Below are 24,880 nucleotides of genomic sequence, written 5' to 3' on the forward strand. Positions count from 1 at the left end.
AACCGCACGGGTGCCCTTCGTTACCCAGCAGCTGGCCGGTGCCACCGGCCCGGTTGTAGCGGTCACGGATTACATGAAAGCAGTCCCGGACCAGATCCGGCAGTTCGTACCCAACGAATTCGCCTCCCTCGGCGCCGACGGCTTCGGATTCTCCGACACCCGCGCAGCAGCACGCCGCTTCTTCAAAAACGACACCCACTCGATTGTGGTGAAAACCCTGCAGCTGCTCGCGGCGAGGGGCGACGTGGAGGAGGGCGCGCCGTCGTACGCCATGGACCGCTACAAGCTCCTGGACGTGCGGGCCGGCACTACAGGCGGCGCTGGCGGCGACTCCTGAGCGGGAGCCGCGCCGGATAGTCTGGGCCCATGAAGTACAACGGCGAACCGCGGACCACCGGCGTGGTGCTGGCCGCCGGCAGTGGCAGCAGGCTGGGGCTTGGCCCCAAAGCCCTGCTGCCCTACCGGGGCCGGCCTCTGGTGGAAGCCGCTGCCGCCGCCCTGGCCGGTGGCGGCTGCAGCGACGTGGTGGTGGTCCTGGGCGCCGGCGCGGACAAGGTGGCGGCGGCCGCTGACCTCGCCGCCTGCCGCGTGGTGGTCAACGCCGCGTGGGAAACGGGCATGGGCGGCTCCTACCTGCTGGGTGAACACACCGCAGGCCCGGCCGGCCACCTGCTGATCGCACTGGTGGACCAGCCCGGCCTGCTGCCGGATACGGTCCGGCGCCTCCTCGAGCAGCACCGGCCGGGCCGGATCACCGCCGCCGCTTATCGGGAACCTGCTGCCCCGGGCGGGCTTCGCCGCGGCCATCCGCTGCTGATCGACGCCTCGCTGCGTACTACGGTGGCAGCAACGATAACGGGCGACGCCGGGGCGCGCGGCTTCCTGCGCGCACACCCGGAGCTCGTGGACGAGGTGGACTGCAGCGACCTGTCAGACGGACAGGACGTGGACACCCCGGACCAGCTGCACCTGTTGGCCGGTCCGGAGGCGGCCGGTTACCAGCGCGGGTGAATGGCCTCGCGGAAGTAGTGGTCGTAGATCCAGCGGACGCCGCCGTCGAACTCTTCATCGATTTTGACGGTGGCCGCGGCAGCGTTGGCCGTTGCCTGTTCCACGGAACGGGCACCGGGAATCACGCTGGTGACGCCGTCCTGGGCTGCGATCCAGGCGATGGCTGCCTGGGCGGTGCTGGCGCCGGCCGGGACCAGCTGCTCGAATTCCGCCACGGCCTTGAGGCCCAGGGCGTAGTCGACGCCTGAGAAGGTCTCCCCCACGTCGAAGGAGCCGCCGTCGCGGTTGTAGTTGCGGTGGTCGTTGTCCGCGAAGGACGTGTCCTTGCTGTACTTGCCGGACAGCAGGCCGGAGGCGAGCGGGACGCGGGCGATGATGCCCACCCCGGCTGCCTTGGCGGCCGGCAGGACCTCGTCCAGCGGCTTGAGCCGGAAGGCGTTGAGGATGATCTGGACCGAGGCGGTGCCCGGATGACGGATTGCTTCGAGTGCTTCGTCGGTGCGTTCGACGCTGACCCCGTAATTCCGGATGGCGCCTTCCGAGACCAGGGTGTCCAGGGCGTCGTAGACCTCGGCGTTGCTGTAGACGGGCGTGGGCGGGCAGTGCAGCTGGACCAGGTCCAGGGTGTCCGTGCCCAGGTTCTTCCGCGACCGGTCAATCCACTGGCGGAAGTTGGCCAGGGTGTAGTTTTCCGGCTTCTGGTCCATCCGCCGGCCCATCTTGGTGGCCACCGTGATGTCCAGGCCCGGGTTGTCCTTGAGGAACTTGCCGATGGCCTGCTCGCTTTTGCCGTCACCGTAGACGTCAGCAGTGTCAAAGAAGGTCACGCCGGCCTCGGCCGATGCCGCCAGCAGCTCCTGCGCCTGCGCGTCGTCCACGTTGCCCCAGTCCGCGCCGAGCTGCCAGGTGCCCAGCCCCACGGTGGAGACGTTCCGTCCGGTCCTGCCTAAAATCCGCTGTTCCATCCCCCGACTATAGGGGTTGGCCCGGCGGCGGCTGAATTCCGGAAACCGCCCCACCCCCTGTTGCCCTATCACTTATGGTCCCCATTCGGCCGAATGGGGACCATAAGTGATAGGGCAACGAGGAGGGGTGATGGGGCGACGGGGGTCAGGAAACCAGGTGCCCCTGCCCCACCCCCGCTTCCGCCGCCGGGACCTTGCCCGCTTCCCGGAGCCCCAGGTAGATCCGGTCGCGGGCGATGGGCAGTTGCGCGAACCGCACCCCGGTGGCGTTCCGAATGGCGTTGGCCAGCGCGGGTGCCACCGGATTGAACGGGCTTTCGCTCATGGATTTGGCGCCCAGCGGGCCCGTGGAGTCGTTGGTGTCAGCGAAGTAAACCTCGCTCCGGGGCACGTCGGCGAAGGTGGGGATGTGGTACTGGCGCAGGATGTCGGTGGTGACGCGGCCGGCGTCGTCCACCACCACCTCCTCATACAGCGTCGCGCCGATCGCCTGGGCAATCCCGCCCTCGATCTGCCCCCGGCACTGCCGGGGGTTGACCACCACGCCGGCGTCGGCTGCCTGCACGCTTTGCAGGATTTTCAGCTCGCCCGTGTTCCGGTTCACGGCCACCCGGAAGCCGTGGACGTTGAACGCCACGGACCGCGGGGTGCCGCCCCAGCGCCCTTCGGCGGCAAGTTCGACGCCGGCTTCCGCAGCCGCTGCCGCAAGTTCTGCCAGCGGGACGTCGGTTCCGTCGCACACCACCGTGGCGCCGTGGATGACACACGCCGAGGCCTGGGTCTGCCGGATCCCGGCGGCAAACGCCCGGATCCGGACGGCCAGTTCCTCCGCCGCGGCCAGGGTGGCTTTGCCGGCCACCACCGTCCCGGCGGAGCCGAAGGCCCCCGTGTCGTGCTCGATCAGGTCCGTATCGGACTGCCGGACCTGCACGCGGGTGGACTCCGTGGCGAGCGCGGTGGCCGCCAGCTGGGCGTGCACGGTGGTGGTGCCGTTCCCGAATTCCGCCGTGCCGACGTCGGCCTGGTACGTCCCGTCCGGCAGGAGCCGGATCTTCGAGTGGGCAAAGTGGCCCCGCGGCGGGACGGTGTCAATCATGGACAGCGCCTGGCCCTCCCCCACCAGCCAGTCCGGGCCAAGGTCATCAAGTCCGGCCTCGCGGTACCTGTCCCGGCCGCGCTGCAGCGCATCCCGGACCAGGTCCAGGCACTGGTCCAGCCCGTAACTGCCGTAGTGGACGTCCTCCTCCGGTTCGGGCTGGGTGGACAGCATGTCATCCCCTTCCCGGACCATGTTCCGGCGGCGGAACTCCTGCGGATCCATGCCGATGCCCGTGGCCAGCTCATCCATTGCCGATTCGATGGCGAAGATCATCTGGCTGAGCCCGTAACCGCGGAACGCCCCGGCCGGGACGGTATTGGTGTACACCGAGTGCGCGTCCACCTTTTTGTTGGCGCATTTATAGACACTGAGCGATTCGCCGCAGCCGTGGAACATCACCCCCGGACCGTGGTTGCCGTACGCGCCGGTGTTGGTGACCACGTCCAGTTCCAGTGCTGTCAGCCGGCCGTCGGCGCTGGCACCGGCCTTCAGCGCGATGGTGAACGGATGCCGGGTGGTGGTGGCGGTGAACTGCTCGGTGCGGGTCAGTTCCAGTTGGACCGGCCGGCCCAACTTCAGGGCCGCGAGCGCCACGAGGTCCTCGGTGAGGACTTCCTGCTTTCCGCCAAAACCGCCGCCCACGCGGCCTGCCACCACATGGACGCCGTCCTCGGGGAGCCCGAATATACGGCAGAGGGTCCGCCGGACCAGGAAGGGGACCTGGCTGGAGGTGCGGACCTGGAGCCGGCCCGCTGGGTCCACGGAGGCGATGGCTGCGTGGGTTTCCAGCGCCACGTGCTGGACGCGCTGGGTGCGGTAGGTCTGTTCGTGGATGAAGTCGGCAGCTGCGAAACCGTCCGCCACGCTGCCCAGCTCAGAGTGGAGCTCGGCCACCACGTTGCGGTCCGGCCGGGAAATCCGGGCGACGGGACCGTCCTTGTCGCCGTGGACCTGCGGGGCGCCGGGCTGCAGGGCGTCCTGCGGCGAAAACACGGCAGGCAGCACCTCGTAATCAACAGCCAGGGCCCGGACGCCGGCCTCCGCGGCGGCCACCGTTTCCGCAACGACGGCGGCCACCCGCTGCCCGATGAAACGGACCACGTCGTCGAGGACCCGGGTGTCGTCCGGGTCATCGGTGAAAAGTTCGTGCTGGGCGGTGGAAAAGAGCTGCTCCGGGGCGTCGGCCGAGGTCAGGACGGCCACGACGCCGGGAATTTCCAGCGCAGCGGCGGCGTCGACGGACAGGACCCGGGCGGAGGCGTGCGGGGAGCGCAGGATCTTCAGGTGCAGCAGCGCCTGCTGCTCCGCCACAGGGAGGTCCAGCGTGTAGCGGGCGGCACCGGTGACCACTGCCCGGCTGGCGGGCGCGGGGACGTCGTCGCCCAACTGGCCGGGGACCGGATCGGGCTGGCTGTCCCCGGCGATGCCCGAGCCGGGCCCCTCCGGCGCGGGGTGCCCGGCGTGGCCGCAGATCGCGTCCCCGATGGCCCGGTAGCCGGTGCACCGGCAGAGGTTGCCCTTGAGGCTGCGGGGCAGGTTGCTTTCCTGCTCGGCGTCGAAGGTTGCCGCTGTCATCAGCATGCCGGCGGTGCAGAACCCGCACTGGAAGCCTTGCCGCTCCATAAACTGCTGCTGGACCGGGTGGAGCCCAGACTCCGAGGGTTCGGCCGCGGTGGCGGCCAGCCCCTCGATGGTGGTCACGGCGTGGCCCTCCGCCCGGACTGCCGGGTAGATGCAACTGTGCACCGGGGTGCCGTCAACGTGGACGGTGCAGGCGCCGCAGTCCCCGCCGTCGCAGCCCTTTTTGACGCCGGAGTTGCCTTGCTCGCGCAGGAACGTCCGGAGGCACTGGCCCGGGCGGGGCGCAGCGTCTGCGGCCGTTCCGTTGATGCTGATGGCCATGCTCAGGCCCCTTCCTGGTTGGTGGTGCCGGACGCAGGCGGGATCGATCCAGCCCCGATGGGCCCTGGCGGGACCGCTGCGGTCGGCGTGGACCCGGGCTGCGGCGGCCAGAAGTCGCCGGAGACCTGCAGGCCGGGCGCTCCTTCCGGTGCGCCGAGTTCGGCGCGGATCTCCTCGGCGAGGAGGTAAGTCATGTCGCGGCGCCAGTCCGGCAGGCCGTGGATATCGGAGTGGTACAGGTCGGGGGCGATCGCGTCATCCAGGGCGGCGGCCAGGGCCGGGGCCGCCGGGATGCCTTCGAACCGCAGCTGGACGGGCCGGGTAGTGGCGGCGGTGACGGTCAGCACCAGGGCGGTCCCGCCGTCGAGCCTTCCCACCAGCAGCACCCCGGACCGGCCCAGGTTGCTCAGTGACAGTCGCCGGAATGCCACCCGGCCAGACAGTGCCGACGCCGGCACGTGGATGCTGCGCAGGAGTTCGCCGGGTGCCAGCGCATTGGTGGCGTCGCCGGTGACCAGGTCAGCCACCGGCAGGGTCCGGCTGGAGCCGCCGGGGCCCAGGATGGTGGCCACGCCGTCCAGTCCCGCGCACAGTGACGTGACGGGGCCCGCCGGCAGGGAGGTGCAGATGTTGCCGCCCACGGTGGACATGTTCCACACCTTGAAGGAGGCAACAAAGGAGTCGCAGCAGGGCCGGATGAGGTCCAGCCCGGGCCAGGAACGGCCGGTCGCGGCCGCGGGCAGCGCATACAGTTCCGCCACCGTGCATGTGGCGGCGAGTTCGATTCCGGTGTCCGTTACAGTGACCGGCGTCCACCCGGCGCTGCCCAGGTCGAGAAGGCGTGTGAGCGGCTCGGGGCCAAACGCGTAGCTGCCGTAGGAGAAGAGGACGGTGCCGCCGGCCAGCCAGGCATCGCCGTCGCGCCACTGCGCGGGGTCGGTGGTGGGAACCACTGCCTCAATGGTGTTCATGTCCATGCGATCTCCTGCTGGGTCATAGGGGCTGCAGATGCAGCGGGTAGGTGATGGATGGGACCGCTTGCCTCGCGCAGGGGCATGCCGGTGGCGGCACGGCTGCGGGCGGCGATCAGTTCGGCGGTGATGGACACTGCCACTTCCGCGGGGGTTTCGGCGCCGAGGTCCAGTCCGATGGGTGAATGCAGCCGGGCGATCCGGTGCGCCGGGATTCCCGCGCCAAGCAGGTCGTCCACCCGTTGAAGGTGGCTCCGGCGCGACCCCATGGCGCCAACATAGGCGAGGTCAAGGGCCAGCGCCGCTCCCAGCAGCGGCAAGTCGAATTTGGGGTCGTGGGACAGGACGGCGGCCACGGTGCGGCCATCCAGCCGGCCGGCCGCCGCTTCATCGGCCAGGTAGCGGTGCGGCCATTGCGCCACCACCTGATCGGCGGACGCGAAGCGGGGCTGGGCGGCAAAGGCCGGCCGGGCGTCCACCAGGGTGACGTGGTAGCCCAGCAGCTTGGCGGCGGGGAGCAGCGCGGCGCCGAAGTCGTTGGCGCCAAACACCAGCATCCGGGGTGCCGCGATGCGCGACTCCACCAGCAGGACGGCCGACGCCGGCTCCTGGCTGTGCAGCTCCGGCGGGCAGGAGCCTGCCTGGGTCAGCCCCACCAGCCCTGCTCCGCCGCGGCGGAGCAGGGCAGCGGCCTGGGCCAGCGGCGCCGGCCAGGCTCCGGCCCGGCGGTCCTGCTGGTTGCACAGTTCCGCCAGGCCGGGCAGGACAGCAGATGCTTCACCGGGATTGCTGACCACCACTGCCTGGCCTGGCCGGCCGGGGACGGCCAGCCGCCGGACCAGTCCCACGGGCTGGTCCGGGCCGGTTGCTGCCAGGGCCACAAGCGCGGTCCGGAGCGGCTGGCAGGCAGCCATCCCGCCCGGATCCACGGCGGAGACGGGCTCGACGTGGATGTCCAGCTCGCCCCCGCAGGTGAGCCCGGCGGCGAAGGCATCAGCGGAACTGAAACCGAACCGCTGCCGGCGGGGGCCGGCAGCGTCCATTGCCGCCATGGCCAGCGCCACCACGGCGCCTTCCACGCAGCCGCCGGAGAGGCTGCCCAGGATGGACCCGCTGCCGGCGACCAGCATGGACGTTCCCACGGGCCGGGGAACCGAACCGGTGGCCGCCACGATGGTGGCCACCGCGAACGGTCCGCTGGCAACGGTGGGCAACCAGCCGCGCAGTGAAGGGATCAGGTCAAGCATGTCGGTGCTCCTTCTGCCGCGTGGCGGTGGTGTCCATATTGTCGTCGGTCAGGGGTGGTTGGGGGAAGGAACCGCGCGGGTCAGGCGCCCAGCAGGGCGTTGATGGGCCCGCGGGCGAAGTAGACCAGGAAGCCGGCGCTGACCACCCACATCAGCGGATGGATCTTTTTCGCCTTCCCGGATGCCGCGCCGATGATCGCCCAGCTGACGAAGCCCACCCCGATGCCGTTGGCGATCGAGTAGCTCAGCGGCATGGTCACGATGGTGAGGAAGGCCGGCAGTGCCACCGTGAACTTGGTGAACTTGATCTCGCGGATCTGGGCCATCATCATGGCGCCCACCACCACCAGGGCTGCGGCCGCCACCTCAATCGGGACCACGCTGGTGAGCGGCGTGAGGAACATCGAACCCAGGAACAGGACACCGGTGACCACCGACGCCAGGCCGGTGCGGGCGCCTTCGCCGATCCCTGCCGCGGAGTCGATATAGACGGTGTTGGAGGATCCTGAGGTTGCTCCGCCGGCCACGGCGCCAAAGCCTTCCACAATGAAGGCCGACTTGAGGCGCGGGAACGTCCCGTCCTTATGGGCGACGCCGGCGCTCTTGGCCAGGCCGGTCATGGTGCCCATGGCGTCGAAGAAGTTGGTGAACACCAGGGTGAAGACCAGCATGGTGGCGGCGAGTCCGCCGATCCGGCCGAACGCACCGAACACGTCGAACTGGCCCACCAGGCCAAAGTCCGGTGCCGAGACCAGCTGGCCGGAGAGGACCGGCGTGTTCAGGTGCCAGCCGCCGGGGTTGGTGGCGCTGGCCGGGCCGATCTTCAGGAAGGCTTCCACGACGGCTGCCAGGAACGTGGTGGCCACGATGCCGATCAGCAGGCCGCCCTGGACCTTCCGCGCCACGAGGATGCCCATGGCGAGCAGGCCCACCACAAAAACCAGGGTGGGGATGGAGGTAATGGAGCCGCCGTCGCCAAGCTGGACGGGCGGGCCGCCTGCCGTGGGCCGGACGAAACCGGAGTCCACAAAGCCGATGAAGGCGATGAACAGGCCGATGCCCACCGTGATGGCGGCCTTGAGTTCCTTGGGGACGGCCCGGAAGATCGCGGTCCGGGCACCGGTGACGCCGAACAGGACGATCAGGATGCCGTTGATCACCACCAGTCCCATGGCCTCGGCCCAGGTGACTTCCTGGATTACGGAGACGGCCAGGAAGGAGTTGATGCCCAGCCCGGCGGCCAGTCCGAACGGCAGGTTTGCCACCAGCCCGAACAGGATGGTCATAACACCGGCGGTGAGGCCGGTGACGGCGCCCACCTGTGCGGCGGACAGCCAGCCGCCGGCCACATCCGTGGGGGCGTTGTCCGCGCTGAACCCGCCCAGGATCAGGGGGTTGAGGATCACGATATACGCCATGGTGAAGAACGTGACCAGGCCGCCGCGGAATTCGCGGGCCAGGGTGGATCCACGCTTGGTGATCTGGAAGAAGCGGTCCAGGAAATTTTCCGGCGGCGTGGGCGCCTGGGTGGTGCGTGCCTGCGGAGCCGGTTGCTCCCCGTGTGAATTGTCCAAAATAGTCATCTCAGCCACCGGGCCTAGTAATCAATCCTGGATTCGAGCGTGTTCCAGGTGTTGAACGGCTCCAGCGGCGCCGGGGCGTCGGGGCCGGCCAGCACCAGTTTGGACACGGGCATCAGGGCATCCCGGTCCTGGTTTTCGAAGTACTCGTAAAAGACTGCGTCATCGAATCCCACGGAGGCGGCGTCATGCCGGCCGGCGGCAAACACCACCCGTTCCACGCGTGCCCAGAGAGCCGAGGCGAGGCACATGGGGCACGGCTCGCAGCTGGTGTAGAGGACGGCTCCGCTGAGGTCGAACGTGCCGAGCTCCCGGCACGCGGTGCGGATCGCGGTGACTTCTGCGTGGGCCGTGGGATCGTTGTCCGCGGTGACCCGGTTGACGCCATCAAACGTCTTTCCGTCCGCGGTGACGATCATGGCGCCGAAGGGCCCGCCGCTGTTGAGGACGTTGGCTGTTGCCAGCCTGATGGATCTGGCCAAAAACTGTTCGGCCGTGACGGTGGTACTCATGATGCGACTCCCTTTGCCGGGAAGCCGGATAGCCGGGTGCAGGACCAAGGGGACCAGGTGCGACGGTTACCAGGCTTCAGCATTTGCTGTGAAGGTTAAGTTGCGCCTGGTAGATAGCTTCCCGGGGTCCGGGTGCCCGCCTTTGGCAAACTGAGATTAGCACCACACCTGTGGTCCGCGCCATAGTTTCTGGAAACTTAATTTCGCAATGTGAAATTCATGTTTCGGCTGGCTCACGGCGTGGGATTTCCGCCGCCGCTTCAAGCCGCCGTTCCAGGCCCCGGTCCGCCCGTCCCGCCCGCCAACAGAACGGCCGGTCACATTCGGGCCGTTGACGGCCACCGCCGGCGTTCCCTACGCTGGACCCAGCCGCACATCGCTGCGGTCACCTGGATCAGCAGACAGGGCTTCACTGAGCTGGATTTACCGCCGCTTCGCTCAGACAAGGACAGCCCCATGACCCAGCCCACTCCTTCCGCCGGCAACCAGCGCCTCTGGATCCGGAACCCGCAGGCGGCTTTCACCGCCAACCACCTGGACGCCTCGGGCGGCATAGTGGTCAGCGGCGGCGTGATCGTGGAGGTCCTGGCCGCGGGCCAGCAGCCCGCCACGCCCTGCGAGACCACGTTCGACGCCGGCCGGCACGTCCTGATGCCGGGCCTGATCAACACGCACCACCACTTTTACCAAACGCTCACCCGCGCCTGGGGGCCCGTGGCCAACGCGCCGTTGTTCCCGTGGCTGCAGAACCTGTACCCCGTATGGGCCCGGCTGACACCAAGGGACCTCGAACTCGCCGCGACAGTGGCCCTGGCCGAGCTCCTGCTGTCCGGGTGCACCACCGCCGCGGACCACCACTACCTCTTCCCGGACGGCCTGGAACACGCCATCGACATCGAGGTGGAGGCTGTGCGGCGGCTTGGCATGCGCGCCACCCTTACGCGCGGGTCCATGACGCTGGGAACGGACGACGGCGGCCTGCCGCCGCAGTCCACGGTGCAGGCTCCGGAGGTGGTGCTGGCGGACAGCGAACGGCTGATCGGCCAGTATCACGAGCGGGGTGCGGACGCCGTGATCCAGATTGCCCTGGCCCCGTGCTCTCCGTTCTCGGTCACCAAGGAAATCATGGCCGAAAGTGCCCTGCTGGCCGGCCGCCTGGACGTCCGCCTGCATACGCACCTGGCAGAGACCCTGGACGAGGAGGACTTCTGCCGGGAGATGTTCGGCCTGCGGACCGTTGACTACCTGGACAGTGTCGGCTGGCTGACGGACCGCACCTGGCTGGGCCACGGCATCCACTTCAGCGACGACGAGATCCGCCGGCTGGGCGCCGCGGGCACCGCCGTCGCGCACTGCCCCACCTCCAACATGCGGCTGGCCTCGGGCACCGCCCGGGTCCTGGAACTGGAGGCCGCCGGCGTCCCCGTGGGGCTGGGTGTGGACGGTTCGGCGTCCAACGATGCCTCGAACATGATCCTGGAAGCACGCCAGGCGCTCTACCTCCAGCGCCTCCGCTACGGCGCGGACGTGCCCGTGGAGCGCGCCCTGGGCTGGGCCACCCGTGGCTCGGCGGCGGTCCTGGGCCGGCCGGAACTGGGCCAGCTGGCACCCGGGATGCAGGCGGACCTGGCCCTGTTCACCCTGGATGAGCTGCGGTTTTCCGGCAGCCACGATCCCATCGCCGCCCTCCTGCTCTGCGGCGCCGACCGTGCGGACCGGGTGATGGTGGGCGGCCAGTGGCGGGTGGTGGACGGCCAGATCCCGGGCCTCGACATTGCCGGGCTGATCGCGGAACATTCGACGGCGGCGCGAAGGCTGGTTGCCGGCTGACCTGGCTGCTAGCGTGGCCGCATGACCCCGTCGAAGACGCCGGCTGAAGTCCTCACCATCAACGGTGCCGAGGTCCGCATCTCGAGCCCGGACAAGGTGGTGTTCCCGGAACCCGGGCTGACCAAGCTGGATGTGGTGAAGTATTACATGGCCGTCGCTGAGGGTGCCCTGCGGGGCGCCGGCGGCAGGCCCATGGTGCTCAAGCGCTTCCCCAAGGGCATCGACGCCGAGCCGTTTTTCCAGAAGCGGGTGCCGGAGAACCATCCCGCCTTCATTGACACCACCACGCTGCACTATGCGTCCGGCACGTCGGCGGAGGAGGCAGTGATCCGGGACGCTGCGGGCCTGGCGTGGGTGGTCAACCTTGGCTGCCTGGACCTGAATCCGCACCCGGTGCGCGCGGAGGACCTGGAACACCCGGACGAACTCCGGGTGGACCTGGACCCGATGCCCGGCGTGGACTGGTCGCGGATCGTGGACGTCGGGTATGTGGTGCGGGAGGTGCTGGACGACGTCGGCCTGGCCGGCTGGCCGAAGACCAGCGGTTCCCGGGGACTCCACATCCTGGTGCGCATCGCCCCGGAGTGGTCCTACCGGGACGTCCGGCTGGCTGCCGAGACCCTGGCCCGCGAGGTGGCGAACCGGGCCCCGGGCCTGGCCACGGCGCGGTGGTGGAAGGAGGAGCGCGGCGAGAGCGTGTTTGTGGACTTCAACCAGAACGCCAAGGACCGCACCGTGGCCTCTGCCTATTCCGTCCGGGCCCTGCCGGACGCGCGGGTTTCCACGCCGCTGACCTGGGACGAAGTCCGCACCGCCCTGCCCGCGCAGTTCACCGTCCGCACCGTGCTGGAACGGTTCGCAGCCATTGGCGATCCCCACGCCGGTATCGATTCCTCGGTGGGCCGCCTCGACGGGCTGCTGGCGCTGGCCGCAGAACTCGGGCCCGCGGAAAAGCCGCCGCGCAGTGGGGACGGTTCCGGCCGGCGGCAGTCGGTGATGCCCCTGGTGGAGGTGGCCCGCACCCGGACCAAGCCGGAAGCGCTGGCCGCCCTAGAGGAATGGAAGTCCCGGCACGCCGGCATCGTCGCCGCGTTGCAGCCGGCGGATGTCCTGGTGGACGGGATGCGTGGCTCCAGCTCGCTCTGGTACCGGGTCCGGGTGAACCTGCAGCACATCCCGGAGGCGGAGCGTCCGGCTCAGGAGGAACTGATCGCCGACTACGACCCCTGGGCCGGCCGGCAATGGCCGGGCAAGCCGGGATCCTGACGCAGTTTACTTTCCGACGCGCAGATTCCCTGGCGCCCCCGTTATTCCGGGTGCGCCGGGGAATATGCGGGTCGGCAGTGAATTTGCGCGTCGGTTTCAGCTGGGGACGCCGGACCCCAGCCGGTGCGCCATCAGATCCACAAACACCTGCCGGTTTGTTTCGAACGCGGCGGCGGCGTGGGCCAGTACGTCGGCGCGTTCCGACCCGGAGAGCTCCACGTCATCCAGGCGCTGCCGGTAGGCGTCCTTGTAGGCCTTGAGTTTGCCGACGCCGTCGAAGGCGTAGAAGTTCAGCCCCTCAGGACCCAGTCCGTAGTGTCGCTGGACCAGGGTGGAGATGATCTGGCCACCCGAAAGATCCCCCAGGTACCTGACGTAGTGGTGGGCCAGGAGATATGCCACGGACGTGGGCCCCATCGCGGCCAACTGGTCCGCATACGCCCGGGCGCCGGGCGTCACGTACAGGTTGGCCTCGGCCGGCAAGCTCTCCCAGCCTGCACCGAAGTGCACCTGGAGGTCCTGTTCCAGGGCGGGCACCCGTGCCAGTGCCGGATCGGCGAACGCCTGCAGGCGCGGGTCCTGGTTGGCAGCCAGCGCCTCCTCAAGGGCGCGGTAGATGATCAGGTTCTGCAGCAGCAACGCCCCGATCTGGCCCCGGTCCAGCCTGCCGGCGAGGAGTTCGGTGACGAATCCGGCGTCCTCGGCGTGCTGGTGTGCGGCAGCCGTATGCGCCTTGAGCTGTTCGGAAAATGCTGTCATGGAGACTCCAGTGAGGGTGGTCGGATCGCCACGGTCGGGGCGTTTGATGACACTCTGTCACACTCTTCGGAGTTAGGTAAGAGTTTTGTGACGTAATGCTGAAACTTAATGTTAGGCTAGCCTCACCTTAGCGCCAGCAGAACTGCATCATGCCTGTTCAGCGGCCTGAATCCAATAAAACACACGTCCAGGTGCGGCTTTAGCATGCCCATCTTCGGGGGAGAACCATGCTCAAAAACCAGCCGCAACGACCGGCAGTGCGTGCTGTCAACGCCGCAGCACGGCGTGGGACAGCAGCCCCTGCCCGCCGGCGCGGGACCCTTCGGTGGGTGGCCGCCGTCGCCCTGTGCCTTGCCCTGGCCGGTTGTTCAACTGCCGGGGCAGGCGCTGGCAGTAAGCCGGGCGTGGCCCTGCGCGATGCCGTGGTACTCGAGGATCCCCAGGCCTATGTGGGGCTCTCGACGGCCGTGCTCAACAGCCCGGACCTTGACCCGCTGGATTCCCCCCAGGAGCAGGTCCTGCCCGCGACGGTCACGGACAGCCAGGGCACCACGGTGACGGTGGCGGACACCAGCCGGATCCTGGCCATCGACCTGTACGGCACCACGGCCCGCACGGTCTTCGAACTGGGACTGGGCGCCAACGTGGTGGGCCGTGACGTGAGCTCAGGCTTCCCGGAAATCGCCGGCCTGCCGCTGGTGACGCAGAACGGCCACGAACTCAGTGCCGAAGCCATCCTGGAACTCGCACCAACAGTGATCATCACCGATTCCAGCCTGGGGCCGTGGAATGCCGTCCTGCAGATGCGGGAAGCCGGGATTCCCCTGGTGGTGGTTGATTCGCACCGGTCCATGGACAACGTGGGACCACTCATCAAGCAGGTGGCCGACGCCCTGGGCGTGCCGGCCGACGGCGATCGGCTGGCCGCGCGGACCGCCGACGCCATCAGCGCAATCACGGCAGCCATTGCCGGGATCACGCCGCCCGACGGCAGGAAGCTGCGCATGGTATTCCTTTACGCCCGCGGCCAGTCCGGCATCTACTACCTGTTCGGGCCCGGGTCGGGTACCGATTCGCTCATCACGGCGCTGGGCGGAGTGGATGTGGCAGCGGAAACCGGCATGCAGGGCATGCAGCCGCTGACCGATGAGGCGCTGGTGGCGGCCAGGCCGGATGTGGTGCTCATGATGACCAAGGGCCTGGAATCGGTGGACGGCGTGGACGGGCTGCTGGCCAGCGTTCCGTCCCTTGCCCACACCCCGGCCGGGGAAAAGCGCCGGATCGTGGACATGGCGGACAACGACGTCCTGAGCTTCGGCCCCAACACCGCCAGCGTCCTGGAAGCCCTGTCCGTTGCCATTTACGCGCCGGCCAGCACGTCCGCGGCGGTCGCAGGATGACCGGCGCGGGGCTGCGCCAATCCGTCACGGCGCTGCCGGCGCCCCTGAAGCTCGACGCCCCCGGGACCCTGCCTGCACCATCGGGCACCGGAACCGGCGCAGCAAACGTTCCAACCACGCCGGCCGGAAACCGTACCCGCACCGGCCTCCTGTTCGGCACGCTGGCCGCGGCGCTCCTGGTCCTGGTCTTTGTCTCCGCAGGCTTGGGCCAGATGGGCATCAGCGCCGGTGAGGTGCTGGGCTCGGTCCTGCACCGGATCGGCATCCCCGCCGGCCCCCTCCCCCAACAGCAGTATGCCGAGTCCGCGCTGTGGTCCATCAGGTTCCCCAGGGTGGTCCTGGCCCTGGCGATCGGCAGCGCCCTGGCCACGGCAGGAGTCCTGATGCAGGGTGTGTTCAGCAACCCGCTGGCCGAGCCCGGCGTGGTGGGCGTCTCCTCCGGCGCAGCGGCCGGCGCCTGCATTGCGATCGTTTTCCAGCTGGACTTCCTGGGCAACTGGACCCTGGTGGTGGCCGCCTTCCTGGGCGGGCTCGCTGCCACGGCACTGGTCTACGTGACGGCACGGCAGGGCGGCCGCACGGAGGTGGTCACCCTGGTCCTGACCGGGATCGCCGTCAACGCCGTGGGCGGAGCCATCATTGCCTTGATGACGTTCCTGGCCGACACGTCGGCCCGCGAGCAGATTGTCTTCTGGCAGCTGGGCAGCCTGAACGGCACCCGGTGGGAACATGTGGCAATCGTTGGGCCCATCACCATTGTTGGCATTGCCCTCGCCCTGTTGTTTACGGGGAAGCTCGACCTGCTGTCCCTCGGCGAGCGCCCGGCCCGGCACCTTGGCCTGAATGTGGAACGCCTGCGGATCCAGGTGGTGGTCCTGGTGGCCATCCTGACCAGCGCCGCCGTCGCCTTCGCCGGCATCATCGCGTTTGTGGGACTGGTGGTGCCGCACATCATCAGGATGGTTGTGGGCCCCGGACACCGGGTCCTGCTGCCGGCCAGCGCCCTGGGCGGCGCGCTCCTCCTGCTGGCGGCTGACACCTCCGCCCGCACCCTGGTGCCGTTCGCTGACCTGCCCATCGGGATGCTGACGTCCCTGGTGGGCGGCCCGTTCTTCTTCTGGCTGATCCGGCGTACCCGCCGCGGTGCGGGCGGCTGGCAGTGAGCGCCGGAACCGGGGCGTTGGCCGCCGTCGTCCCGGCTGCCCGGGCCAACCCGGAAACCCCGCCCACCCGGGAGACCACGGCCGCGCCTGCCCTGGCAGCCTTCGGCGTGGGGGTCACCCTGGCCGGAACCCGCATCCTGGCCGGCATCGACCTGGCTGTGCATGCCGGCGAGGTCGTAGCGCTGGTGGGCCCCAACGGGGCCGGCAAGTCCACACTCCTGGCGGCACTGGCCGGGGACGAGGCCTGCTCGGAAGGCCACGTGGAACTCTGCGGCACCAGGCTGGACAAGATTCCGGTGGCCCACCTGGCGCGCCACCGTGCCGTCCAGCTGCAGGAAGCCAGGGTGTCGTTCGCGTTCACCGTGGCCCAGGTGGTCGAGATGGGTCGCGCACCCTGGCACAACACCCGCCACGAAACCGGGGACAGCCGGGCCGTCAGCACGGCAGTGGCCCGCACCCGGACCGGGAACCTCACGGGCCGCAGTTTCCCCTCGCTCTCCGGCGGGGAGATGGCCCGCACCTCGTTTGCCCGTGCCCTCGCGCAGGAAACGGCGGTGCTGCTGCTGGACGAACCAACCGCGGCCATGGACCTGCGGTACCAGGAGCTGGTGCTCAGCGAAGTCCGCCGCCGGGCCGACTCAGGAGCCGCCGTTGTGGTGGTCCTGCATGACCTGTCCCTCGCCAGCGCGTACGCGGACCGCATCGTCCTGCTCCAGCAGGGCAAGGTCCGGGCCGTGGGCAGCCCCCGCAAGGTCCTGACCGCGGAGCTGCTGGAAGAGGTGTACCAGCATCCTGTGGTGGTTATCGACCACCCCGGCTCCGGGGGCCTGGCGGTCCTGCCGCTGCGTCCCGCCGCACCACTCCCTGCACCCCTTGTCCCTGCATCAAAGGAAACGCCATGAAGTTCCCCCTCCGCCGGCGCGCCGCCGCGGCTGCGGCAGCCATCACCCTGGGCGCCATGGCCCTGCCTGTCGCCCAGCTTGCGGCCGGCACGGAAGCCCGGGCCGCCGGCAGGGTCAGCATCAGCTCACCGCTGGGCGGCAACCAGGCGGCCGCAGGCAGTCCCACCACCGTGAGCCTCACCGGCAACGGATTCCAATCCATCCAGGGCGGCTTCGGCGGGGTCTACGTATTTTTTGGCTGGGTCAGCGACGGCGCCTGGCAGCCCAGTGCGGGCGGCAAAACCGGCACTGACCTCCTCTACGTTCCGGACAGCGAAGCCAGGGACAACCAGGGCTACCAACGCTTTATCGCCTTTCCCGGTTCCGGTACCGCCGCTTCAGCCAATGGCGGGACGCTCGGTACTGACGGGGCCTGGTCCGTCCAGCTGACCATCCCCGGGGCCTCGTTCTCCGCCCTGGACAGGTCCGGCGCCAGCAAAACCGTGGACTGCCTGGCGGTCACCTGCGGCATCATTACCATCGGCGCCCATGGCGTGGCCAACCCGGAAAATGAAAGCTTTACGCCCATCGGTTTCACGGGGCAGGCAACCGGGGAAGCGAACACGGCCCCCGGCAGCGCAGCCCCGGGCGGAACGGCGCAGGCCGGCGCGGCCCAAGGAACCGGCAGCTCGGTAGTCCCCGGCGCGGCGGCTGCACCGGGTGCCGTCCCGGCAGGCCCTGCTTCCCTCGGCGTGGACAGCAAAACCATCATCGCCGGACGGGTGTTGACCTTCAACGCCCGGGGCTTCCTGCCGGGTGAACAGGTCAGCGCCAGCGTCAGCGCCGGCCTGGTGGGAGCGGGGGCGCTGGTTGCCGGGCAGCATGGCGAGGTGGCCGGCGCCGTCCAGCTTCCCGCAGACATGCGCGCCGGAACCCACGTCATCAAGGTGGCTGCCGCAGCGTCCGGGACCACGGCACAGGCGGAATTCTCCGTGGTGGCCGACGCCGCACTCCTCAACGCGCAGACCTCCACCGCAGACGCCGGGACGGGCTGGTCGTGGCCGCTTTCCGCCGTGCTGGCAGCGGGCGGGATCCTGCTCCTTCTGGTGCTTACGTCGCTGGTCACCGCCATCCTGCGGCGGCGGGCAACCAAACCCCGGCGCGAAAACACCCCGGCGGCCACAGCGTGAGCGCCGGATGGTGGCGGCCCGCAACGGCGGCAGCCGCCCTGGCCCTGGGCGCCCTGGCCGGCCTGGCCCCGCCGGGCGCAGCTGCCAGCGATGGCAACGCCGGGGATGGCACCGGCAGTGGATCCGCCGTCGAAATTTCCGTGACCATCCCCGCCACCGGTGACCGCAACACCACCAACGGCCAGCTCCGCTGGGGCATCAACACCGAAGCCGGCAGCGGCTCCTTCTTTGGCGGCTGCAACTTCCTGTCCGCCGGCGTGCCCGGAAACTCAGGCAGTTCCCGGCCCTGGACGGCGGCCGACGGCTTCTACAGCCCCCAAAGCGGCAACGTCACCATCCAGAAACCCACCAGCAGCGGTTCCTGGGAAACATCCACGTGGAACGACAGATGCCAGGACCCTGCCGGCCGTGCGGTGGGCACCGGTCCGGCGGAAAAAGGCACCGGCGCGCAAGTGGTCTTCGGCTCCGGCTCCGGACGGGTGGACGTCGCCGCCGGCACCGCACAGCTCGGTTGGAAGGGCTCCTTCAGCGTGGTGTTTTACGGCGGCCTGACCTATTGGTGGGCCACGGATCCGCAACTGAACATCGCCAACGGCAAGGGAACCCTGACCGCCACGGCCTCCGGTTACGGCTCGGACCGGGCCAACGCCGCCAAGTGGGTGGAACTTGCGCCCACCACCATAACCCTGGCCACCCTCTCCAACGTGGAGCTTGGCGCCAATGGCATCACCGCCATCCCCGACTACCGCGGCGTTGCCACCACCCCCGGAGCGGACGGACCGGCCCAGGCCAGGACCGGAGCGGACTGGGGCGCCTTCCCACAGGACTTCATCGATTTCCAGGGCAACACCGGGCAGCAGGCCTACTGGTACTCCTCCGGGGGCCTGCGCGACTACGCCAAACCGGCCCTGCCCCTGTACGTCAGCTATGACGCGGCCAACCCCGTCCCCGTCCAACCGCCGGCCGTTACGCCGCCGGAAGCGGCACCGGGCACAGGCTCCGCGTCCGGCCAGGATCCGCGGCCGACGGCGGCCGGCCCCGCTCCCGTTCCCCACACCGACGCAGCGGCCCCCGCAGCCCTGCCCGCCGTGGCCGGGCCGGTCACTGCCGTTGCAGCCGCCGCGACCTGGCTGGGCAACAGCCTGATACCTCCTGCCACGGCCCAGGATCTGGTGAACCTCCGGGACACCTTCCTATGGGCACTGGCAGGCCTTCTCGCTCTGGCCGGCATCGCCGTGCTGGGCTTCCGCCGGGGCTGGCTGGTCCTGCCCGGCACCAAAAGACCTCCCGCCGCTGTCCGCGGCGGGGCTTCAGGAAAACCATCGCATCCCGTAAACGCATCAACGGAGGAACCATGAAACGACATTCCGCAACCGGCCGCCTTGCAGCAGCCCTCGGCACAGCGGCCGCAGTGGCCGCCCTCAGCGGGGTTTTTGCCCCCGCAGCACAGGCCGCCGAAAGCTCGATCACCGACGTCACCCTGCGCTGGGGCCTGAGCCAGGAAGCCGGCGGCGGCTCCTACTTCGGCGGCTGCAACTACCTGTCGGCAGGCAAGGCCGGCAACACAGGTTCCAGCCGTGTCTGGACCGAGGCGGACGGCTTCTACGCCGCATCGGCCGGGAACGTCAGCATCGAAAAGGACGGCGCCAACGCCACCAAGGTAGCCCCCACCTGGGCCACCAAATGCATCGGCGCCGCGGGTACCCCCGTCACGCCGGCCCCCGGCAGCAGCACCAATAACCAGGTGGTCCTCTCCGCGGGAACCGGTGTGGTGGACGCCGCTGCCGGTACCGCCAAAGTGCAGTGGGACGGCGACTTCACAGCGGTGTTCTACGGCGGCCTGACCTACTGGACGGCCTCTGATCCTGAACTGACGGTCAACGCTGACGGCACCGCCACCCTCACCGCCACCGCCAGCGGTTACGGCGCCAGCATGGAGGACACCACCAAGTGGGAGGCCATCAGCCCCCGCGTGATCGACCTGGCCAAGTTCACGGATGCCAGCCTGACCGCGAGCGGCTTCAGCGGCACTCCCGTTTACCGCGGCGTTGTGGTGACCGGTGTGGACAACCAGGTCACCACCGGCGCCAACGCCGGTGCTTTCCCGCAGTCGTACATCGATTTCCAGAGGCTGACCGGCCAGGCAAGCTACTGGTACTCCTCCGGCGGCGGCGCCGATCCCAAGAAGGTCGCTGCCCCGCTGGCGGCCTCCTGGACGGCACCCACCACCCCCAGCCCGGAGCCGTCCGACGACTCACAGGCAGTGGAAATCGGTGTCGACGTCCCCGTCACCACCCCCACCACTCCCGAAGAGTTCAAGTGGAGCATCGCCGGCACCGGCGCCGTGAACCTGGGCAGCGCCCAGCAGAACGAGGCCGGATCGTTTGCTGCCACCGGCGCCCTGCCCACCATCACCGTGACGGACACGCGCTCCGGGCAGTCGGGCTGGTCGCTGAGCGGCAGCGTCTCCGGGTTCACCTCCGGCGCCGGTTCCTTCGCGGCATCCGCCCTGGGCTGGGCCCCGGCGCTGGCCAACAACACCGTGGGTGCAGCCGCCGGTGCGGCAGTGGCTCCCGCCGCTCCGGGCCTGGGCAGCTCCGCTGTCCTGGCATCGGTGGGCAACGGGCACACCGCCGGATCCGTTGACGTCAACGCCGCGCTCAACCTGCTGGCACCTGCCGGCACGGCTGCAGGTTCCTACACCTCAACCCTCACCATCACCGCGCTGAGCGACTGATACAAACCCATGGCCGGGGCCGTCCGATTCCGGGCGGCCCCTGGCCCCTCCCCCTTGAAGGACCCATGTACCGTACAGCCGCCGTCGTCCTCATCAGCCTCCTGGCCCTGTTGGCTGGCGCGTTGCCGGCGCAGGCACTCGCCGCCACCAGCACCACCGCAGACGGACTCTCCTGGAGCATACGGCCCGGCAGCACCGACGCCGCGCAGCGCAGCAATTTCTCCTACACCCTGGACCCCGGTGCCACCATCCAGGACACCCTGGTGGTGACCAACCTGGGCAGCACGCCGCTGGACCTCGCTGTTTATGCGGCCGACGGCGTGACGTCCGCGAGCGGGCATCTGGACCTGGAACCGGCCGCCACAGCCGCGGCCGGCGTGGGCAGCTGGTTCGCGGCAGAGGCCGCAACCATCACCGTTCAACCCGGAGCGGCCCGGGAAGTCCCATTCAGCCTGGCGGTCCCCGCCGACGCGAGCCCAGGCGACCATGTGGGCGGGGTGGTGACCTCGTTCGTTTCGGCCGCTGCGCAGGGCACGGTGAAACTTGACCGGCGCCTGGCCACACGGCTCAACGTGCGGGTGGCAGGCGAGGAAACCATCGCGATGGCCATCTCCGACGTCACCGTCAACTACCCGGCCGCGTGGAACCCGTTTGCACCGGTGGCACCGGAAGTGACCTATACGGTGACCAACAACGGCAACGTCCGCGCGCTGGCCGACGAAAACGTGGACGCGTCCGGCCTGCTGGGGGCCGGAGCGGCCTCCGGCGCCGTGGCGGAACTGATCCCCGGCGGAAGCAGCACCCGGACCGTGACCCTGCCGGGGACCTGGCCCATATTTGCCGGGAACGCCACAGTAGTCCTTCAGCCGTGGTCCGTGGCCGGCAGCCCCGGTACCGAGGTAACGGCCGCCGCATCGACGGCAGCAGTGCCGTGGGGCCAGCTGGCAGTCCTGCTGGTCGTTGTGGTGCTGGCAGTGATCCTGGCCCGCCGTCGGGCGCGGCAGGCGCGGGCCTGAATCGCTCTGCCCCGGCGGCGCCGTTGCCTGCGACGCGCTCCTTGGCCTGCGACGCGCAGATTCCCTGACGCCCCCGCTATCTGGGGTGCGGCAGGGAATCTGCGCGTCGGGAGTGATACTGCGCGTCGCGGCGGGCACCGGCCCGGACCCGCGTTGCCAGGTGTACTGCGCTAGGAGCGCTGGCGGCCGAAGCCCGGGATCGCTGCGATCCAGCGGGAGATCCGGCCGGGAACGTGTTCCCTGTCCGCCGGCACGTGGAAGTCCGGATCAATTCCGCCGCCCCGGGGAAGGTAGAACTCCTGGGCGGCGGGTGCGGTGGCCGGCGTCGGGGTCACCGGCGTCGTATTGTGCTGGAACATCTAATCCTCCTCGTTATTTCGTATTGCGGAAAGTATTTATTGCTATACGAAATAGTAGGATCACCGCCTCCACCCAGTCAAGGGGTATCCCGAAGCGGCGCGGCCGGCAGCCGGTCACAATCCGGATTTTCATTTTGTGATGTACACCACCGATTTGCGGGAGTACGCTGTTAGTCAACTCGTGGCCCAGGTCACGTAACCTGGGAGCAGCAGGCAGGGTCGTAATGAGCTGGCATCAATCGATGCCGGCTCTTTTTGTTGGGTCGGCAACACCGGAAACGCGCACGAAATGCGCGCTTAATTTCAGTGAAGGAACCTAGGTTCCACTACCGGAAGTTGGGAACAGACCATGAGCAGCAAGATCATCCTCGGCGAAAACCAGTACGGCAAGGCAGAAGTCCGGGTCGTCAAAATCACCCGCGACTCAGCCCGCCACGAAATCGAAGACCTTAACGTCACCTCGCAGCTCCGGGGCGATTTCTCGGCCGCCCACCTCGAAGGCGACAACGCCCACGTGGTGGCCACCGATACCCAGAAAAACACCATTTACGCCTTTGCCCGCGAAGGCATCGGCTCCCCCGAGGAATTCCTCCTGCGCCTCGGCGGGCACTTCACCTCCAGCTTCGACTGGGTCACCGGCGGCCGCTGGGAAGCGGAGGCCTACAGCTGGGACCGCATCCAGGCCCACGGCAGCGAACACGACCACTCGTTCGTCCGGAACGGCCAGGAAGTCCGCACCGCCGTCCTGGTCCGTGACGGCGCCACCAGCCACCTGATCTCCGGGCTGAAGGACCTCACTGTCCTCAAATCCACCCAGTCCGGCTTCACCGGCTACCCGCGGGACAAATACACCACCCTCCCCGAGACCACCGACCGCATCCTGGCCACGGATGTCTCTGCCCGCTGGCGCTTCAAGACCGGCACCGACTTCAGCTCGCTGGACTTCAACAAGAGCTACGACGACGTCAAGGGCCTCCTGCTCGAAGGCTTCACCGAGAACTACTCGCACGCCCTCCAGCAGACCCTGTTCGACATGGGCACCAAGGTCCTCGAGGCGCACAGCGAAATCGACGAGATCAAGTTCTCCATGCCCAACAAGCACCACTTCCTGGTGGACCTTTCCCCGTTCGGCCTGGACAACCCCAACGAGGTCTTCTTCGCCGCCGACCGCCCTTACGGCCTGATCGAGGCCACCGTCCAGCGCGACGCCGCCGCGGCCGCCCCGGCAGCCTGGTCAGGCATCGCCGGCTTCTGCTGAGCCTGCAAACACCTGCACCGAAACCTGCAACACCCCGCTGCACCACCAGCCTGAAAACCGGTGGCCGCGCCGCATCCCGGCCCGGCCACCGGCACCACAGACAGCACCACGTCAGCCAGACAACGTTAGCCAGACAAAGACGTCTGCCATGAACCCAGAAAGTCTGCCATGAACCTCAAAAAGAAGCCGGCCGCTGCTGCCGCCGGCAAGCGCACTTCCCATACCGGCCGTCCCGAAGACCAGCGACTGTCCATTGGAAGCACGTTCGCTTACGGATTCCAGCACGTCCTCACCATGTACGGCGGCATCATTGCCCCGCCCCTGATCATCGGCGCCGCTGCGGGCATGACCTCGCAGGACATCGGCCTGCTGATCGCCGCCTGCCTGTTCGTCGGCGGCCTCGCCACCATCCTGCAGACCGTGGGCATCCCGTTCTTCGGCTCCCAGCTTCCGCTGGTGCAGGGCGTCTCCTTCGCCGGCGTCTCCACCATGGTGGCGATCGTCCACGGCGGCGGCGGGATCCAGGCGGTCTTCGGCTCGGTCATTGTGGCCTCCGTGATCGGCCTGCTCATCACCCCGCTGTTCTCCAAGATCATCCGGTTCTTCCCACCGGTGGTCACCGGAACCGTCATCACCACCATCGGCCTGACCCTGATGCCCGTGGCAGCCAACTGGGCCATGGGCGGCAACAACAAGGCCCCCAACTACGGCAGCGTCTCCAACATCGGCCTCGCCGCCGCCACCATGGCAATCGTCCTGCTCCTGAGCAAAGTGGGCAGCGCCGCAATCTCCCGGCTGTCCATCCTGTTGGCCATGGTCCTGGGCACCCTGATCGCCTTCATCTTCGGCATGGCTGACTTCTCCAAGGTGGGTCAGGGCGAAATCGTTGCCTTCCCCACCCCCTTCGCGTTCGGCCCGCCTGTCTTCGAAATCGCCGCCATCATTTCCATGTTGATCGTTATCCTGGTGACACTGACCGAGACCTCCGCGGACATCATCGCCGTGGGAGAAATCGTGGGGACCAAGGTGGACTCCAAGAGGATCGGTGACGGCCTGCGCGCCGACATGCTCTCCAGCGCCATCTCCCCCCTGTTCAACTCCTTCACCCAGAGCGCCTTCGCCCAGAACGTGGGCCTGGTGGCCATCACCGGCGTCAAGAGCCGCTTTGTGGTCAGCGCCGGCGGCCTGATCCTGGTCATCCTGGGCCTGCTGCCCGTCCTGGGCCGCGTGGTGGCAGCCGTCCCCACGCCCGTCCTGGGCGGCGCCGGTGTGGTCCTCTTCGGCACCGTTGCCGCCTCCGGCATCCGCACGCTGTCCAAGGTTGAATACAAAAACAACATGAACCTGATCATCGTGGCCGCGTCCATCGGGTTCGGCATGATCCCCATCGCCGCACCGTCGTTCTATGACCAGTTCCCGTCCTGGTTCGGCACCATCTTCCACTCCGGCATCAGCTCGGCAGCCGTCATGGCCATCCTGCTGAACCTCCTCTTCAACCACCTGCGGGCAGGGAATTCGGAGAACCAGTCGGTCTTTGTGGCCGGCACCGGCCGTGTGGTCAAGGAAGAGGAACTGAAGTGCCTGGCCGACGGCGACCGCTTCGAAGGCGGCAAGCTCATCGACTGCGACGGCAAGGAAGTCCCGGTCCAGTCCAGCGAAAAGGCGTCAGAGCACTAACCCCCCACGCGAGATGGCACTTCGCGGCAATGTTTTCGAAGAACATTGCCGCGAAGT

The 24,880-nt window shown here is 68.6% G+C and carries 21 protein-coding genes; 13 read left to right on the forward strand and 8 right to left on the reverse strand.

Annotated features, from left to right (window positions below):
• Nucleotides 1-337 (forward strand): transketolase-like TK C-terminal-containing protein (locus ASF72_RS18060; RefSeq protein ID WP_442854174.1); only part of this gene is annotated, 337 nt, incomplete at its 5' end.
• Between the two features lie 29 nt (nt 338-366).
• A complete protein-coding gene (gene nboR / locus ASF72_RS18065; protein ID WP_056601179.1) occupies nt 367-1,011 on the forward strand; it encodes a nicotine blue oxidoreductase in 645 nt (214 codons plus the stop codon).
• Here nboR and ASF72_RS18070 read toward each other — a convergent pair.
• The 6 genes from ASF72_RS18070 to ASF72_RS18095 all read right to left on the reverse strand — a co-directional run bounded on the left by ASF72_RS18070 (nt 996) and on the right by ASF72_RS18095 (nt 9,287).
• On the reverse strand, nt 996-1,976 hold the full coding sequence (locus tag ASF72_RS18070) for an aldo/keto reductase (protein ID WP_056601181.1): 981 nt from the start codon (nt 1,974-1,976) through the stop codon (nt 996-998). The two genes, nboR and ASF72_RS18070, sit on opposite strands and share 16 nt — an antisense overlap.
• A 145-nt stretch (nt 1,977-2,121) precedes the next feature.
• Nucleotides 2,122-4,977 carry a molybdopterin-dependent oxidoreductase gene (locus ASF72_RS18075; RefSeq protein WP_056601183.1) on the reverse strand — a complete coding sequence of 952 codons (2,856 nt, stop codon included), beginning with the start codon at nt 4,975-4,977 and terminating at the stop codon, nt 2,122-2,124.
• A 2-nt stretch (nt 4,978-4,979) separates the two neighbouring features.
• The gene (locus ASF72_RS18080; protein WP_056601185.1) at nt 4,980-5,954 is read right to left on the reverse strand and encodes an FAD binding domain-containing protein; all 975 of its coding nucleotides are present in this window, start codon (nt 5,952-5,954) and stop codon (nt 4,980-4,982) included.
• Nucleotides 5,945-7,195: an XdhC family protein gene (locus ASF72_RS18085; protein WP_056601186.1), complete on the reverse strand. Its 1,251-nt coding sequence runs from the start codon at nt 7,193-7,195 to the stop codon at nt 5,945-5,947. The genes ASF72_RS18080 and ASF72_RS18085 overlap by 10 nt, the downstream gene beginning before the upstream one ends.
• An 80-nt stretch (nt 7,196-7,275) precedes the next feature.
• Nucleotides 7,276-8,778: an NCS2 family permease gene (locus ASF72_RS18090; protein WP_050685139.1), complete on the reverse strand. Its 1,503-nt coding sequence runs from the start codon at nt 8,776-8,778 to the stop codon at nt 7,276-7,278.
• Between the two features lie 14 nt (nt 8,779-8,792).
• A complete protein-coding gene (locus ASF72_RS18095) occupies nt 8,793-9,287 on the reverse strand; it encodes a nucleoside deaminase (RefSeq protein WP_050685138.1) in 495 nt (164 codons plus the stop codon).
• Between the two features lie 456 nt (nt 9,288-9,743).
• Here ASF72_RS18095 and ASF72_RS18100 point away from each other — a divergent pair, with 456 nt between their 5' ends.
• Nucleotides 9,744-11,117 (forward strand): 8-oxoguanine deaminase, encoded by a 1,374-nt coding sequence (locus ASF72_RS18100; protein ID WP_050685137.1) that lies wholly within the window; start codon nt 9,744-9,746, stop codon nt 11,115-11,117.
• 21 nt (nt 11,118-11,138) lie between these two features.
• Nucleotides 11,139-12,383 (forward strand): non-homologous end-joining DNA ligase, encoded by a 1,245-nt coding sequence (gene ligD / locus ASF72_RS18105; protein ID WP_056601187.1) that lies wholly within the window; start codon nt 11,139-11,141, stop codon nt 12,381-12,383.
• A gap of 96 nt (nt 12,384-12,479) precedes the next feature.
• Here the strand turns inward: ligD and ASF72_RS18110 are convergent, their stop codons facing one another.
• Complete coding sequence (locus ASF72_RS18110) at nt 12,480-13,142, reverse strand: biliverdin-producing heme oxygenase (RefSeq protein ID WP_056601188.1); 663 nt, start codon at nt 13,140-13,142, stop codon at nt 12,480-12,482.
• 227 nt (nt 13,143-13,369) lie between these two features.
• Here ASF72_RS18110 and ASF72_RS18115 point away from each other — a divergent pair, with 227 nt between their 5' ends.
• The 7 genes from ASF72_RS18115 to ASF72_RS18145 all read left to right on the forward strand — a co-directional run bounded on the left by ASF72_RS18115 (nt 13,370) and on the right by ASF72_RS18145 (nt 21,529).
• Nucleotides 13,370-14,542: a heme/hemin ABC transporter substrate-binding protein gene (locus ASF72_RS18115; RefSeq protein ID WP_082484540.1), complete on the forward strand. Its 1,173-nt coding sequence runs from the start codon at nt 13,370-13,372 to the stop codon at nt 14,540-14,542.
• The gene (locus ASF72_RS18120; protein WP_082484542.1) at nt 14,539-15,705 is read left to right on the forward strand and encodes a FecCD family ABC transporter permease; all 1,167 of its coding nucleotides are present in this window, start codon (nt 14,539-14,541) and stop codon (nt 15,703-15,705) included. Before ASF72_RS18115 ends, ASF72_RS18120 begins: the two co-directional genes overlap by 4 nt.
• Nucleotides 15,702-16,607 carry a heme ABC transporter ATP-binding protein gene (locus ASF72_RS18125; RefSeq protein WP_235504787.1) on the forward strand — a complete coding sequence of 302 codons (906 nt, stop codon included), beginning with the start codon at nt 15,702-15,704 and terminating at the stop codon, nt 16,605-16,607. Before ASF72_RS18120 ends, ASF72_RS18125 begins: the two co-directional genes overlap by 4 nt.
• On the forward strand, nt 16,604-17,776 hold the full coding sequence (locus ASF72_RS18130; protein WP_056601190.1) for a hypothetical protein: 1,173 nt from the start codon (nt 16,604-16,606) through the stop codon (nt 17,774-17,776). The genes ASF72_RS18125 and ASF72_RS18130 overlap by 4 nt, the downstream gene beginning before the upstream one ends.
• On the forward strand, nt 17,773-19,134 hold the full coding sequence (locus ASF72_RS18135; RefSeq protein ID WP_056601191.1) for an HtaA domain-containing protein: 1,362 nt from the start codon (nt 17,773-17,775) through the stop codon (nt 19,132-19,134). The genes ASF72_RS18130 and ASF72_RS18135 overlap by 4 nt, the downstream gene beginning before the upstream one ends.
• Entirely contained in the window at nt 19,131-20,513 is a 1,383-nt protein-coding gene (locus ASF72_RS18140; protein ID WP_056601194.1) for a hypothetical protein, read from the forward strand. Before ASF72_RS18135 ends, ASF72_RS18140 begins: the two co-directional genes overlap by 4 nt.
• A 65-nt stretch (nt 20,514-20,578) precedes the next feature.
• Nucleotides 20,579-21,529 (forward strand): WxL protein peptidoglycan domain-containing protein, encoded by a 951-nt coding sequence (locus ASF72_RS18145; protein ID WP_056601195.1) that lies wholly within the window; start codon nt 20,579-20,581, stop codon nt 21,527-21,529.
• A gap of 170 nt (nt 21,530-21,699) precedes the next feature.
• On the opposite strand, the gene ASF72_RS18150 is transcribed toward ASF72_RS18145, so the two are convergent.
• The gene (locus ASF72_RS18150) at nt 21,700-21,888 is read right to left on the reverse strand and encodes a hypothetical protein (protein ID WP_050685129.1); all 189 of its coding nucleotides are present in this window, start codon (nt 21,886-21,888) and stop codon (nt 21,700-21,702) included.
• A gap of 349 nt (nt 21,889-22,237) precedes the next feature.
• Between ASF72_RS18150 and pucL the strand changes: the two genes are divergently transcribed.
• Together pucL and ASF72_RS18160 are read left to right on the forward strand one after the other, a co-directional pair.
• Nucleotides 22,238-23,146 carry a factor-independent urate hydroxylase gene (gene pucL / locus ASF72_RS18155; protein WP_056601196.1) on the forward strand — a complete coding sequence of 303 codons (909 nt, stop codon included), beginning with the start codon at nt 22,238-22,240 and terminating at the stop codon, nt 23,144-23,146.
• A gap of 168 nt (nt 23,147-23,314) precedes the next feature.
• Nucleotides 23,315-24,823, forward strand: coding sequence for a nucleobase:cation symporter-2 family protein (locus tag ASF72_RS18160; protein WP_056601197.1), 1,509 nt, complete (start codon nt 23,315-23,317; stop codon nt 24,821-24,823).
• Nucleotides 24,824-24,880: the final 57 nt, after the last annotated feature.

It is taken from the genome of Arthrobacter sp. Leaf141, from assembly GCF_001424565.1.
GTDB lineage: Bacteria > Actinomycetota > Actinomycetes > Actinomycetales > Micrococcaceae > Arthrobacter.